Origin of the sequence: Anaerobiospirillum sp. NML120511 (assembly GCF_023050955.1) — a bacterium.
GTDB lineage: Bacteria > Pseudomonadota > Gammaproteobacteria > Enterobacterales > Succinivibrionaceae > Anaerobiospirillum.
Window position 1 is genome coordinate 97,712 of the sequence record NZ_JALKIK010000007.1, and the last position, 14,485, is coordinate 112,196.

At 54.5% G+C, this 14,485-nt stretch carries 8 protein-coding genes and 1 tRNA gene; all 9 read right to left on the reverse strand.

The window, feature by feature from the left end; all coding sequences use genetic code 11:
- Positions 1 to 761 precede the first annotated feature (761 nt).
- Complete coding sequence (gene dctP / locus MXE39_RS03525; RefSeq protein WP_247073787.1) at positions 762 to 3,443, reverse strand: TRAP transporter substrate-binding protein DctP; 2,682 nt, start codon at positions 3,441 to 3,443, stop codon at positions 762 to 764.
- Positions 3,444 to 4,372: 929 nt separating this feature from the next.
- Complete coding sequence (locus MXE39_RS03530) at positions 4,373 to 5,125, reverse strand: DUF805 domain-containing protein (RefSeq protein WP_246977292.1); 753 nt, start codon at positions 5,123 to 5,125, stop codon at positions 4,373 to 4,375.
- Positions 5,126 to 5,402: 277 nt separating this feature from the next.
- On the reverse strand, positions 5,403 to 6,245 hold the full coding sequence (locus tag MXE39_RS03535; RefSeq protein WP_246977293.1) for a DUF805 domain-containing protein: 843 nt from the start codon (positions 6,243 to 6,245) through the stop codon (positions 5,403 to 5,405).
- 252 nt (positions 6,246 to 6,497) lie between these two features.
- On the reverse strand, positions 6,498 to 7,079 hold the full coding sequence (locus MXE39_RS03540) for a DUF805 domain-containing protein (protein ID WP_246977294.1): 582 nt from the start codon (positions 7,077 to 7,079) through the stop codon (positions 6,498 to 6,500).
- Between the two features lie 186 nt (positions 7,080 to 7,265).
- Entirely contained in the window at positions 7,266 to 7,703 is a 438-nt protein-coding gene (locus MXE39_RS03545) for a DUF805 domain-containing protein (protein ID WP_246977295.1), read from the reverse strand.
- Between the two features lie 259 nt (positions 7,704 to 7,962).
- Complete coding sequence (locus MXE39_RS03550; protein ID WP_246977296.1) at positions 7,963 to 8,640, reverse strand: DUF805 domain-containing protein; 678 nt, start codon at positions 8,638 to 8,640, stop codon at positions 7,963 to 7,965.
- 300 nt (positions 8,641 to 8,940) lie between these two features.
- The gene (locus MXE39_RS03555) at positions 8,941 to 9,468 is read right to left on the reverse strand and encodes a DUF805 domain-containing protein (RefSeq protein ID WP_246977297.1); all 528 of its coding nucleotides are present in this window, start codon (positions 9,466 to 9,468) and stop codon (positions 8,941 to 8,943) included.
- Positions 9,469 to 9,810: 342 nt separating this feature from the next.
- Positions 9,811 to 9,885: transfer RNA gene (locus MXE39_RS03560), tRNA-Arg, on the reverse strand.
- An 869-nt stretch (positions 9,886 to 10,754) separates the two neighbouring features.
- Positions 10,755 to 11,930, reverse strand: coding sequence for a flagellar assembly protein T N-terminal domain-containing protein (locus tag MXE39_RS03565; protein WP_246977298.1), 1,176 nt, complete (start codon positions 11,928 to 11,930; stop codon positions 10,755 to 10,757).
- Between the last annotated feature and the right edge of the window lie 2,555 nt (positions 11,931 to 14,485).

Sequence of the window (14,485 nt, forward strand, 5' to 3'; positions counted from 1 at the left end):
TTAAGGAATTGTACAATGCTTTTTCCTGCATGGGCAGGCTGTCCCCGCCATGGGACACTTTTAATCTGCTGCCGCGTGGCTCCAATACCTGAAAAGCCCGGAAATTGCCCGAAACTTTGTTAAATCCAGGTACGAATAATACTGTCATGTCTGTCAGGCACACAGAATATTTAATATCGGTTAAATAGACTGAGTGCCATTAGTTAAATTCTTGTTAAGTGGATTAAGATGATCGGACAACAGTCACAAAATGCGACAGCTACGCCCTTTGTCTGCTTACAGTTTTATCTCAATCAATAAATTAATTTCCATCCCCACCTCAAGGCTCATGCATCCCCATGCATACCCATGCAGGTCCGGCATGCGGCCTGAATGGAGCCTGAGTGAGCCTCAATAAGGCCTGAGTGAGCCTCAATAGGGCCTGAGTGGAGCCTCAATGGAGCCTCAATGGGGCCTGCATGGCCTTTGTTGGCGGGCGATGGCGAGCCATGGCTGGCAAGTTCAGGACAGCCAGTGGCTCAGCGCCACAGCATGGCCGGTCCAGACGGCATGGCTGGCAGGGCCAGTAGCATTGCTGGCAGGGCCATCCTGCCTGGCAGCCAGGGCGCTGTGCGGCGGCGGACTGAGAGGCCATGACGGGAGTGTAGGGTTTTTGGGTAGTGCAGAAATGAAAAAGGCCCGCGCCTTTGGTAAGGTGCGGGCCTTTTGGGTCTTTTGCGGGCAGTCAGGCTATGCCTGCAGCCTGTCTGACCGGATTTTGATTACTTGGCAGCTTCTGGGGCTACGCTGGTCTCAGCTGGAGCTGGCTCTTCAACCTGAGCACCCTCTGGAACACCGGCCTCAGCGGAGGCTGGGAGGTCAGCTACAGCAGGACCATGAGCTTCGGTAGCCTCAAGAGTCATTGGCTGGGCAGCATCTGCCTCGGCAGCAGCGGCGGTCTGGGCCTGTGGATCAGCTACGTCAGCAGCAACCGGCTCAGCGGCGGCTGGAGCGGCTTCTGGGGCAGGGGCGGCTTCAACAGCAACTGGATTTGCCGGGGTTAAGACGGCAGCGTCGATAACCTCAGGGGCTGTGGCAGCCTCTGGAGCAGGACCAACTGGAGTTGGAACTGGAGCTGGCAGTGGCTTGGCAAATGGGGCCTTTACTGGCTTGTGAAACTCCTCAGCAGCAGGGGCGTGAGCTGGACGGGTCATAGGACGGTCCATCTGCACGGAAGGAGCATACACAGGGGCCGGAGCGGCCTCAGGGGCTGCGTGTGGAGGCAGTGGCTTTACATGAGCTGGAGCTACGTGCTTTGGAACTGGATGAACAAATACCGGCTCCTGAACAGGCATGGTCTGTACGAACTGTACGGATGGGGCCTTAACCTCAACAGCGATAGGCTGAACAGGAATCATCTGAACTGCCTGGAACTTGCCTGGAGCAATCTCGATGTACTGGATGGAGCTCTCGCCTACTGGTACGTACTGTAACTGTACTGGCTGGTGGAACTGAGCACCCTTGAGGTGTGGTGGCAGTGGCTTTACCTTTGGAGCTGGAGCAGGGGCTGCAGCACCTGGAGCTGGAGCAGCAGGGGCATCAAAGCCGCTTGGAGCCTGGTAGACAGGAACCTTGCGGGTAATGGTGTCAAAGCCCTGAACAGATGGAGTGTCCTGAACGATAGGAGCAAAGCCGCTTACGGAGGCTACGTCCTCGTAAACTGGCTTGAAGCCGGCTACCTTAGGAGTGTCCTTGACCAGAGTCTTTACGCCTGGAGCTGGAACAGGGGCCTGAGCAACAGCAGCTTCCTGCTCAGCTGGAACCTGAACGTCACCGGCAGATGGCTCTTCGGTGGCAGGTGGGCAGGCAGGCTCTTGCTGAGCGGCAGCCAGGGCCTCAACAGCGGCATCATCGGTGGTCTCTTCTACAGTCTCTGGAAGACCTGCTTCCTGATGCAGGTCAGGAGCGATGTTGGCAGCTGGATCTACAACAGTTACCTCAGTAATGGTAATCTCACCTTCTTCGGTCTGAGCTGGCTGAGCTTCCTCATCGATGTTCTGGTCAGCCGGGCCAATGGCTACAGCAGCCTTGCCGGCTGGAGCAGCAGCAACAGCCTCACCCTCAGCCGGGGCAGCCTCTGGGGCAGCAGCCTCAGCCGGGGCAGCCTCCTGGGCAGCAGCCTCAGCTGGGGCAGCAACCTCAGCCTCAACCGGGGCAGCCTCAACAGGAGCCTGGGCAACAGCCTCGCCCTCTACAGGGGCAGCTTCGGCTGGAGCAGCCTCAGGGGCAGGCTCAACCGGGGCGGCCTCGGCAGGAACAGCTTCGGCAGGGGCAGCCATCTCTGGCATGGTCTGGGCAGTTTCGGCAGCAGCCTGCTGGGCATTGCTCTCAATGGCCTGCTGGAGTTCTGCATCGGATGGGCCACGGTTCTGGAGGAAGTAGTTTAAGGTCTCAAGACCGAGGGTATCTACATAACGCTGGTAGATAGGCTGAGCCTTGGCACGGAAAGCGGCAATCTGCTCAGGGGTGAGCTGGGTGATCTTAACACCACGCTCGGCCAGGGTATTGAGGTAGAGCTTGTTGAACTCAGTGTACAGATTGGTGCGCCATGCAATGGCCTCGTGGAGGCTGTCGGTGAAGGCAGCACGCTGATCGTCATTTAAGGCAGCCAGGGACTTCTCATTGGCAATCCACATCTGGGTGTCATAAATGCCGTTCCATAAGGTCAGGAATGGCTGGTCCTTGTAGAGCTTGGAGGAGATAAAGCCCTGAACAGTGCTCTCAAGGCCCTGAATCTCATTGTTCTTAAGAGCATTCTTTACGGAGATGAAGTCCATCTTGACAGCCTGGGCACCCAGAGCTTCAAAAGTGGTCAGAGCACCCTCAAATGGAGGAACACGGAACTTGATGCCGTCGAGGTCCTCAGGACTGGTGATCTCATGGACGTTGTTGGAAATCTGGCGGGCACCGGCAGAGTACATGGCCAGCAGGTCAAGGCCATGTGGCTGGAGCCAGGAATCGAGGGTCTCGTTAACCTTCTCGTTGTTGACGAAGTATTCGATCTGCTGATCGTTTTCAAAGAGGAATGGCATCCAGAAGGTGCCGAAACGGTTATCTACGTTATACAGATCGGTAGCAGAGCAAATCTGGATGTCGATGTTGCCGCCCTTGACGAGCTCGATGGAGCGGGACTGGTCGCCACCACTCAGACCGTTGTTTGGATATACGGTAACGCCGATCTGCTTCTGAGAGTTCTGCTCGAGCAGTTCCTTGAACTTGTAGGCAGTCAGATCAGCAATGGAACCGGCGGTGCGGGCGTGAGAGAGGCGTAAGGTAACGGCGTAGTTAGGGTTGGAGGCGTTGGAGACCAGAGTGGCAACACCGGTCAGAACAACGCAGATACCAAAGGCTCCTGCAAACTGGCCCTTTTGAGAGGTGAGGAAGTTATTTAACATCAGACCCATCCTAAACTTGTATAAAGCTGATTTAAGACAGATATGCTCTGTGAGCATATGTCTTCAATTACGTAATCAAAATCCGGCCTCTGATATTCCGTTGCAAACGGAATACTTCATGGCGGCAGATGAAGTTCCCTGTCATGACCCTTACTGTTAACACAGCAGGCAAAGATGGTCATTAACTGTTCGTCAGGCACAATGCTGCAGGCCTGGTACTGGCACGACTTAAAGGCATGCAGGTACTGGCTGCTGACAGGCGGGATCTCACAGGAGAGAAGAACAGTTTGATTAAGGAGATGAGACCGCAGGTCTCACAGGGGAAATTCACAGGCATAAACGCTTCTGAGGCACAGCTCTATCGTGGATGCTATGACCCTGATGACAGCTGCGTGATTATCAGATGTGCTTTGAGCCTGCCATGAATGATTGAGAGCGGCCTGCGCACGTGGCGTGAGCATGCTCCGAGGCTCATTCTGATAATAATACAATACGCATGACTATTAGTCAGGATAGCAATGCACAAAATAGTGATCTGGCTAGAAAGAAATTTGTGTTGACAAAATGATTGTCCATGCTTTTTTAGATACATCATTGATGTATATCAATTAATATGCAGACGGCAGACAAGTACTTGCAATAACATGCCTCCACGTTGTCAGGACCATAAACATCATGCTTCAGCCAGCCCTCAGCTCGCATGTCGCGCTTTGCCGTTGCGGTCGCGCTTTGCTGTTGCGGCCGCACTGTCGCGCTCACAGGCATTAGCGCACCCGACAGAGGTGGCTGCCGGAGCCGGAGCCGGGGCCCTGGCTCCATGAGCGTTGGGCCATGGCTCATGGCAGCTGCCGTGAGGGAGCTGCCTCAGTGCCTGAAAAGCAAACTGCCAGCAAAAAGCTGGCAGTTGCAGGCCGGGACGGGTGTGTGTGGGATGCTGATCAGACGCCTGGTTTGTGGGAGTGGTTATCTGATTTGGATTCTGGCATGTGAGTGCCGGTCCAGCTGCCACCAGATTCCTTCCATGGGCTGGTCGAGCCCTCACTGGCCTTATTGTTGGCACCAGCTGAAATCTGACCGCTGCCCTGAATACCATGACTGCCATGATAACTGTCATGCCTGTCATGTCTGTCATTCCTGTTGCGGCTGAAGTCGGCGTCAGGGCCAGTGTGTCTTTTGGACGGGGCACTGGTGCTGCCAGCAGCCTTAGCTTTGAGGCGCTCATTGAGTATGTGCTCAGAGGCGGTCAGGGGATCTGGACCATAGCGGTTGCTGCCTTTTGTACCTGGCAGGGCCATGATAATGAGCATATATCCCACGGAGCAGACTATGAGCACGGCCAGGGTTAACTGATAGGCGGGATCCATCCCATCGGGAGCGGTATCGGCAACAGTGCCGGTCAGGGCTGACAGAAAGACAACAGCCATGGGAATGATAACGTGATAGCCGTTTTTGCCACTGTCGTGGGCACGTCTTACTCCCGTTGCGGTGATGAAATACAGGCAGACAACGGTAAAGACAGCGTAGATCAGGGAACCAAAGCCCGGCAGCAGCCATGAGAGCAGGCCCAGAGGTATGGAGCAAATCTGCACAAAGAGGTAGAACCACCAGAACTCTGAGCGGCAGGCTCTGTCCCTGGTATTAAAAGCCTTGCGCACAAAGCATATCTGAACAGACTGTTTGATTGTCAGCATGAGTGTTCTCTTTTGCCGGCTGGATAAACAAAGGAAAAATACGGCTATGTGTCCTGCACATCCTGATCTGCCATTGGTCGGCCCCTGGTGGCATGGCATGCCGCGTTAAGGCGCAGCCTGGTCAGGTCTGGTCTGCTACTAACGCGGCCGCCTGACGGGCAGGTTCATGGGGCATGGCGTAAGCCGTGCAGACAGTCAGGGCCAGTCAAATGACTGGCCCTGAGCTGGGGCTGCATGGGCAGCAGGGCTGAGGTTGAGCCTGTCATGTGCCTTATTGTTATGGACGGGCTGCAGGAGGCTGAGGATCGCCTGCGCTGCCTGAACCATCAGCCTGATTCCATCCGCCCTGCATAGCCGGGCTGTCGGAAAACGGGCCGTTACTGTAAGGGTCGTTATGCCATGGACCGCCAGGGCCCGGGGCTCTTCTTACAGGAAAGTCAGAGTTTTTGGCCTTGCCGTACGGAGCCGGTGCCCGTGGGCCGCTGTCGTGAGCATGGTTTGCCTGCCACAGGTCTGGGGTGGTGCAGCTGTCGGACTGGCCATATGCACCGGCTCCGGCTGTGCCAGCACCGGCCGCGCTGGCAAAGGCGCTCTCGTTAAAGCGCCATGAGCCGCCTGGATTGTAGTACTGGCTCTCCATAGGATCAGGACCGTAGTCGTTATCGCCTGGAGTGCCTGGTTTGACCAGCAGTATGACTGTATAGAACATGGCAATGGCCATGAAAATCAGGCTGGCAATGAAAAGCAGCATGAGCATGCCTGATGACAGGCCCATTATCATGGTGCCGCTGAAGAGGGTAAAAAAGTTCATGCCTGTAAGCACTGGTACCGGTATGAAAGCCAGCACCGGCAACAGCACAATCCAGCCGCTGCGGTCAGTGTCATGCAGACGTCTGATGGCTGCGGTAGTCATGGTGATCAGGATCACCAGATTGACTACAGGGGTAAGAAAACCAAGAATCGGGGCCAGTCCTGGCAGCATGAGGGCTGCCCATGCAGGAGGGAGCAGAACAAGGCAGAAAAGCGCGAACCACCAGAACTCAGCGCGTGTGCCCCGGCCGTTGAAATCAAGGGCGCGGTCAATAAGACAGAGCCTCAGGGAGCGGGTAAAGCTAATCAAAATATTCTCCCCGGAACATCAGGTTCCAGTTTTCCTTATGTTGTATTGTCATGCTGCTGTATTCTCATACGGGTGAATTCACGGACAGCATGTTTTACGATTTTAAGGCAGTCAGGCCACAGGTCCCAAGTACCAGACAGAAATATTGTGATCAGATGCCATGAAAGCTGTATTTTATGCGGAACATTTGATAAAAAATGCCGGAACCACCATGGTGGATTTCCGGCATTTTTGCATTTGAGTCTGCACAGATCAGAAAGTAGCCGAGCTGTCCTTGCGCTCCCCTTTGTTTCTGTCACTGCTGCTGTCCTTGCCCTCACCGGGGCGGCGGCCCAGACGGTAGTCTTCATTGGCCGGATCGGTCGGGTCCGGACCATAGCTGTTAGGACCTAAGGTACCGGCGGTAAGGAAAAGCACCAGCAGGTAGATAAGGGAAATGACAGTGATGAGGAAAATGGCGGCCTCGGTGGTGCCCGGATTGAGTCCCTCAAGGCTCTCGTAGGATATCAGTCTCCAGATGATGGTGCCTGTCATTACCGAGGCAGGAATGAGGGGCAGGAGCACAAAGGTGCCCGGACGATCGATATCGTGCAGACGTCTTACGGCAGCTGACAGAAGGGCTATGAGCAGATACAGATTGATAAGGGCAGCGGCAGCCGGACCGACAAAAGGAATCTGTACCAGCAGTGCCAGAACTGAGGAGGCCAGATAGGTAAAGATAAAAAAGGGCCAGAACTCCGCACGGCAGCCACGGTCGCGGAAGTTAAATGTTTTGGTAACACAGCAGACCGTAAGCGACTGTTTAATCGTGGTCAGCATGCCATTTAAACTCATGGTGCTCTCCTTATGCACTCTTCACTTTCCTGCCAGCTGCTGCTGACGGTTTTATCCGCAGCAGCAGGTCTGCCGCCCGGCTGGTCTTGCAAGACAGGACCGGCCCTGCTGCCAGGGCCAGAGGGCCAGGGACCATGGCGGCCCATGCCAGGCAGGGGGCCGTAGGTGGCGTGGTGACTGTGCCTGTTACTGCTTTGCAGGCAGCGGCTGGGCCGGGCCGTATTCGTTGGCATTAGGGTTGCCAGGCAGAGCACACAGAACCAGCAGGTAAATAATGCCCAGACCGGCTAATACCTCGCCTGCGGTAACTGCCATTGGAATGGCAGCCACAAAGCCGGCGAAAATCATCAGCAGGCCAATCATGACCGGGGCCAGGTGCAGACCAGTGCGGCCGGAGTCATGCAGACGGCGTACAATGGCTGTGTAGTGAGCCACAAAGACTATGAAGTTGATGATGGAGTAGACCACACCAAAGTACTGGATAGTGGTAAGAGGGTACAGAGCCAGTCTTACGGCTACAGCAAAGAGGGTAAAGAGCCAGAACTCCATGCGCCCGGCACGGCCGCCGGTGATAAAGAGCTTGTCCTTGAGACAGACTTTGATGGCCTGAAAGAAATAATGCATAAAAGTGGTTCCTGTTTGTCAGGTAGTTATGAAACGTTATTTGCATGCAGCCGTGCCAGTGTCTCAGGGGCGGAGGCGCAAAGGCATACGCCGCAATGGCCTGTGCCGCAATGACGTATGCCGCAGGTACGGCACCGCAAGGGCGAATGCAGCAGGTGCAGCGGCTCCAGGGGCGGCTGCACCATGGACATGAAAGCCTGAACAGACTCATGTGACTGGCTGCAGCAAGGACAGCTGGCGGCTGGGCCGGGCCCTGGACTTATTTGTTCTGGTCTTTGCCTGAGGAGTTCTGGTTATCATCCCTGGCGCCGGTCTCAGATTTTTTGTCAGAGCCAGGGGTAGGAACGGCGATAAAGCCGGGATCTTTCTGACCTGCAGCCTTGCGGGCCTTTTCCTGGTCTACCTTGTCCTTAAAGCGCTTCCATGGATCGCCCATGAGATCAGGGGCCTTCATGTGGTCAGGATTGATAAAGTCCTGAGGAGGAGTGCTCTTGTCCAGAGGGTCAGTGCCGTACTTGTTCTTGCCCACGGTACCGCGCATGGCGCACATGATGAGAATGGAGGCATAGCTAAGACCTGCCAGAGTGGTCAGGGTATTGAGAATAAGGTCAGCGTACTGAGGCTGAGTGGCGCGCAGCGGGCCTACACCGGCAGCGTAGACTATGCCCATCAGATAAGGGAACAGGACAAAGCGGCCATCCATGTTGAGATCATGAAAGCGTCTTATGGTGGCAGTTATCTGACAGGCCACAATGGCCAGCACCGCTATGGCCTGCAGCAGGCCTCCGACTACCGGAATGATATTGAGCTTCCATGACAGGGCAATAAAGATGCAGGTAGAGATATAGAAATACCAGAACTCAGCACGGCTGCTGCGTCCGTAAAATCTCAGACCTTTGGTTTTAAAGCCGATAATCAGGGCATATTTTACATTCATCTTATGCTCCAGAGCAGAACAGCCGGAGCTGCTGCAATGAGTTTTGCCGACCACACAGTGTAGTGGGCGTGCTTAAGTACCAGGATACAGATAGCCCCATGAACCGTAACGTATGCCATAACAAGAGGCGGCCAGGTGCATTGGACCAGGTCACTGCCTGTTGCAGACTGGTCTTGTCCTGCAACAGCCAAGTCGCGGCCTGCAACAGCCCGCAGGGCTGGCGCGGCCATGGCGCGGCAGGTGCGGCAGTGCTGTCCGGGTGGTCCTGGTCCTGGTCAGTGGTCGGGCGCGCTGTGAGGCTCAGGGCTTAAAGGAACCTCCATCATTGCCCTTATCATTATCCTTGTCAAAGAATCCACGCAGTTTGCGCTGAAATTCTGTATCCTCAGTTTCAGGACTGCCCCATCCATTACGCTCGATATTATGGCTTCTGCCAGAGCCTGAGGAGCCGTTACTGCCAGGCGCTCCTGGCCTCTGGAGGGGATCCTCACCGTAGTTGTTAGGCCCTTCAGTGCCCTTGAGGGTACAGAGCAACAGCAGTATGAGAATGCCAAAAGTAGGGACAAAAATAATCAGCACCAGCCAGCCGGTGAAGTTACGATCGTGCATGCGTCTGACCATGCAGGCAATGACCATGGCAAAGGTTGCCAGAGACAGGGCCAGTCCCAGCAGGGAGAAGATAAATCCCATGCGGGCAATGTAGGTAGCAACAATAAAGCATGGAACGGACACAAGATAGAGCCACCAGAACTCTGAGCGGCTTGATCTTCCTGACAGACTCAGTCGTTTGGTGAAGGCTGTCTGCAGGGCCTCTTGCATGGAAAGCATAATGTACCTGTATAAAGCTGAAAAACTGATTTCGGGCCACCTGTCAAGGTGACTTGCTGCAGGCTAAATTTTAGCAAATCTGCACTTTATAAAAAGCGCATGCCTCACACAAGCAAAAGCCCGTTGACCATAGCGCAGGCAACAGCCGTCGCCTGGATGCACCAGGAGCTATTTGCATAAATGAGCAGCGCTGCGGCCGCAGGCCATAACAGCCATGACAGGTATTAATACACTGATCCCGGGGGAGGAAAATGGGAGTGGGAGAGTGGGAGTGATGAAAATGGAGATTTGACCGTGATGGTCGGGAGTAAGTACCGGATGTGGGATCCCGGCTTTGTGAGGTGGCGCCCCCAGTAGGAATCGAACCTACAACTAGCCCTTAGGAGGGGCTTGTTATATCCATTTAACTATGGGGACGTGGCGCATATTATACACGAAAGATAAATGCATACAACGCTATGCCTGCCACAGCTGCAGCGGCTGCAACTGGCTGGCACAGCTTCATGCTGCCATAATCTCGTTGCAGGGTTATGCCACTGCTGCTCCGACACCGCAAGACATGTCCTGTAAGCCCCTCAATGCCTGCCTGCACAACAGCCGCAGTCCCAGGCGGTAAACCGATCCGCACCGCTGTACAGCTCACGCTACTAAATGTGTCCTTTTGCGTGACGCTGGACAGCACCTGCAACGGTCTGCGTTCAGGTGCGGTTGAGCAGGGACAGTGCTGGTTGTACCAGATGCGCAGATCAGGAGCTGAGTCAGGAGCTGAGTCGGGAGTAAGTGGCTACAGCTGAGAGTTGGGGTGCTGCACGCAGAACCAGTAAGGGCGGAGCGTCTGGACGGCCCCGGATCCGGAATATATGCCAGAAGCGGAGACTGCTTGCGTCCTGGCCTGAGGTGGGGCTCAAGACCCATACCACTGAACTTAAGAATGGCCTTTTTATCACCCATCAAGCGCGTACCTTGCATGAGTGTTGATTAGGAGTCTATCTTGGAGCTCAGGGGGACCGACCCATGGTCGGTCAAAACACAAAAAAGGGATGCCAAGTTTTAATCCAGCATCCCTTTAACAAGAAAATAAAAAACATGCCAGATATCCCATTCAAGTGGGAGTTTTCTGCAAGAGGTAAGGGCCCAGGCGATAGCCGTATAGGAGAAGCATGGGCCTGGCGGACAAAAAAGGAGGAGCCCCTGTGGAGCTCCTCCTTTTTGGCAGCTGGTCGCGGTCCGGCGTGGTCATGGGACCGGACTGGACCTTTGTCTGTGCCTGTCGGCTTACCGTTGGCCTATGGCTTTAAGGTTACCAGGTCGTCAAGCATAACGTTGATGAGCTGGTGGTTGATGTCCAGAGGCTCGAGGGTAGCTGCAGTCGGGGATACGTCAACAACTTTGTACAGAGCTTCGGTGGTGGAGTTCTGGAAGTAGGTCATGTTGTGACGATCCTGAAAGTCGGTACGGTGAATCAGGTTGAACTTCATGCCCTTGCTGATGTTGGCGTTCTCACCGAGGTTAATACGGATAGTGGTGTCATTGACCTGAACCACACGGGCTACAGGAATCTGGCAGCGCAGCTTGGAGACGATGTCAGCAATGGCATATTTGGCCAGCTGCTGAACACGCTGACCGTATTCAGAGGTGCTGAACTTGTCAGAGCGCAGGGTGAAGCGCTGGTTGGACAGAGTCCACTCGGCATCGCCATGGTAGTCCTTGGAAACCAGCATACGGCCGCTGTACACATCAAATACCTGAATATTGAATCTGATGGTGCGGGTAGGGTTGTAGAACATCTTGGTGAACTCGTAATTGGCAGTATCGGACTTGGCCAGAGAGTTGATGTTACCGACGATGATGAACTGGGCCTGGGTGCGGCGGGAGATGGAGTCCAGAGTACGCTGCAGATTGTAGTCAGGACCTGAAGAACCCTGGTGAATCAGCAGACGCTGTCTGTCAGCTGGCAGTACAGTCAGGGCAGGGCTCTGGGCCACGCCTGAATAAACCAGATCGGAAAGATAGGTGTCAAAATCGCTAAGACCGGCTGCGCTTAAGGAAGCATCAGGATCCTGATAACGGAACACGAAAGGCAGAATGGTCTTCTTGATATTGCCGGCATAACAGTCAGCAATATTGTCGTCGTTGATCAGGGCCTTGACCAGAACGGTAACGACACGGCCGTTTTCGCTCTCTTCAACCACAGTCATACGACGGATTGGGGAGTGGGCGGTAACACGCAGCTTGTCATCAAGCAGAGTACCGTTCTCGATAACCTGTTCAATACTGATATCAGCACCGGCCTGCAGGGCGGCATTGCGCAGAGCGTCGTCAATGGCGTTGCGACGGGCCTGGGCAATATTGTCGTCAATAATTGGAGCCGAGCCTCGGGCCGTATACCACCCGGCAACAGCAGCCTGGCTGCTCAAAGCAAGAGCAAGAGCAATTCCTATAGCTTTAAAGTAAGCTCGCATCTTATTTCTCCAATGATTCCATTATGACCACAGGGTCGGCTGAATATAATGGCGAACAGCTGGACTTGACTGTCGGTAAAAGGGAGCAGCCGCACCCGGAAAAAGGCCGGTTATATGACGTTATACGCCACAGTGCATGACCTGAAATAAACAGTCTGCAAAAAGTATGCACAAATGAAAATTACCACCAGGTGGCACCGATAAAAGTCCCGGTACACCAGGCGCATTCGGACATGTATCCACCTGCGGCAGCTGAAAGTCACTGTACACCGTGTGCCTTACGGATAAGCATCACATTAGTGGGCAGCGCAGCTGACAGGGGCAGAGCAGGGCCGGGCAGTGCAGCTGAGAATTGTACCCCCTTTTGTCTCACTGCAGGTAAAGAGCACAGTGCTGCCTGAATTATAAGATATGATGCCTGCACTCATCACTGGCCCGCACCACGGCCTGACTGCATGCACTTATAACCGCATGCGCAGAGCGCTCCCATGGCTCCTTGACCTCATGGGCCTCCTGAACTTTTTCAGGCATGTTAATCCTGACTGTTGCTGCAGCCCGTTGCTCACGACTGACCTGACCTGACCACGCGGAAATCAGTGCCAGTACCTCCACTTCCTGGGTAACTGACCTCTCAATCGTCCTGTATATGCATAAAGTTGCTGGCGCCTCTTGCAGGTGGATTGAGCTGCCTTTGAATTGTCCACTCGTCCTGGCAGTACCTGGTCTACGGGACAGACTGTCAGCCCATCGCCATGTGCCGTACGTTCTGCTGGCATGCTCAGGTCAGCCTTTGTGCCTCGGGGCAGTGCTGCCGTCAGTGTGCATCAGGAGTGCAACTGCACTCCATGGGATGAGCGTATTCAGGGGCTGCGCTTTTGGCTGTGCCCGGGCTGCTCCTTATCGGGGCGTTTTGAAAGCAGGGCCCTGTTATGCCGTTAGCATATATACAGCAATGGCATAAGACATTAAGCGAATATCAGCTGTCTGCAGTCAGCCCGCAGCAGCTCTTCCTGCATATGCTGTAAGCTGCCAGCGGACAGCTGCACTAAAGTTTATCTGCCGGGCTTTATGACAGTCCGGCTGTCAGAGCGACGCACTGTGCAATGGTGCACTGTCTGGTCCTTCGTCCGTATCCTGAGACAATGACCGGGGAGCCTTGCTTCAGCGTGCGTACTGCCTGCTCAGGCAATTGCGTTGTGGCCTGACCTGTCTGTTCCCGGTGCAATTTACTATTAAAGCGCTAAAGCACTGCATGATTTCTGGTCAGTGACTTTTTTGACTTTGGGCTGAGTAAGGTCAGCCTTGAGAGCGGTCTGCAGGTAACCTGTGAGATCATCTGTGAAGTCGGTCTGGATGGCATCTGTGACATCTGTCTGAAGGTCATATAAATCTGCATTGTGACGGTAATTTTTGTCCCTGCAGGCTGATATTTCCTTTATCTGTGCTCGACCTGGGACTGATGACGACCATAATTGCCGCGCTTCACGGCCTGGTGCCCGGGCTGATCTGTTTTGGGGACGTGGCACAGTGAGCTTTGAGTACTGTCAGCTGCATGCTGCGGTATCTGGTCAGCAAATGCGCAGGGATAAGCTTTGAGAGTGTCATATGCTCCATGTGCGCATGGTCAGTGAGGGCTCAGCTGCTGCAGTGTTTTAGTTACTGTCCTGACGCTGATGGCCGTGCTGAGCCAGGCGTAGGCTGGGTGACTGCGCAGACTATGAAATGGGCGGGAGTGTGACTGAGCCGTGGCTGCCTGCAAGTCTTGCTGGTGGAGTGCGCGCTCTGATCAGGGCGGGTGCTTTATGGCTTTATGAAGCACTTTGCATTACTGACAGATTTACGGCGGCACGCCTGTTGCTCTGTATTCAAATGTCAGTACCGATGCCGTGCTTTATGTGCCTGTACAGCCTTGTTTTTGCTGTTGGGACTGTGCAGTTTTGTGCTGCTCTGATTTTATTTTTTGGAGCACGCGGGAATAGCCAGGCCGGGCCGGGATTTTGTCACGCTGTGTGATGACATGCCGTGGCGACATACCGTAGTTACATACCGTGGTTACATACTGAGCTCAGTGCATAAGGTTAACGCCTGAGAGCAGTGCCTTATGCAGCCCTCTGAGGCTGTTGCCCGGGGCGTGAGGTCTGTGGTTGTGACCGGGATGGTTCTGGTTCTGGTGTCTGATGGCGGTATCATGTGTGCGCCTTGCAGGGGAAAGCTTGCTTTCTTGCTTTCTTGCTTGCCGGGTGCGTGTCTTGGTGCTGTGAATATGGTGGAAGTTGAGCCTGATATGGTGTCTGCCGCGTGCGTGCGGGGCCGTCAGGTCATGCTGCCGGCCGGGCAGTGGTGTGCATGGGAGATGATCTTTCTGTGCCCTGACAGTGCCCTGGTATTGTAACTGTGGTCCATGGTCATGTTTTTGCGGCTGATCAATGGTATTATGCTCCAGCTTAGTCTGCGATGGCATTGTTATTGCAGCTTGATGCTGATTAGAATGTTCTGTAGCGACAGTCTCTGGTATCGCCCTGTCAGCTACGCTAAGAGATTGAGGTTCAGGAGAT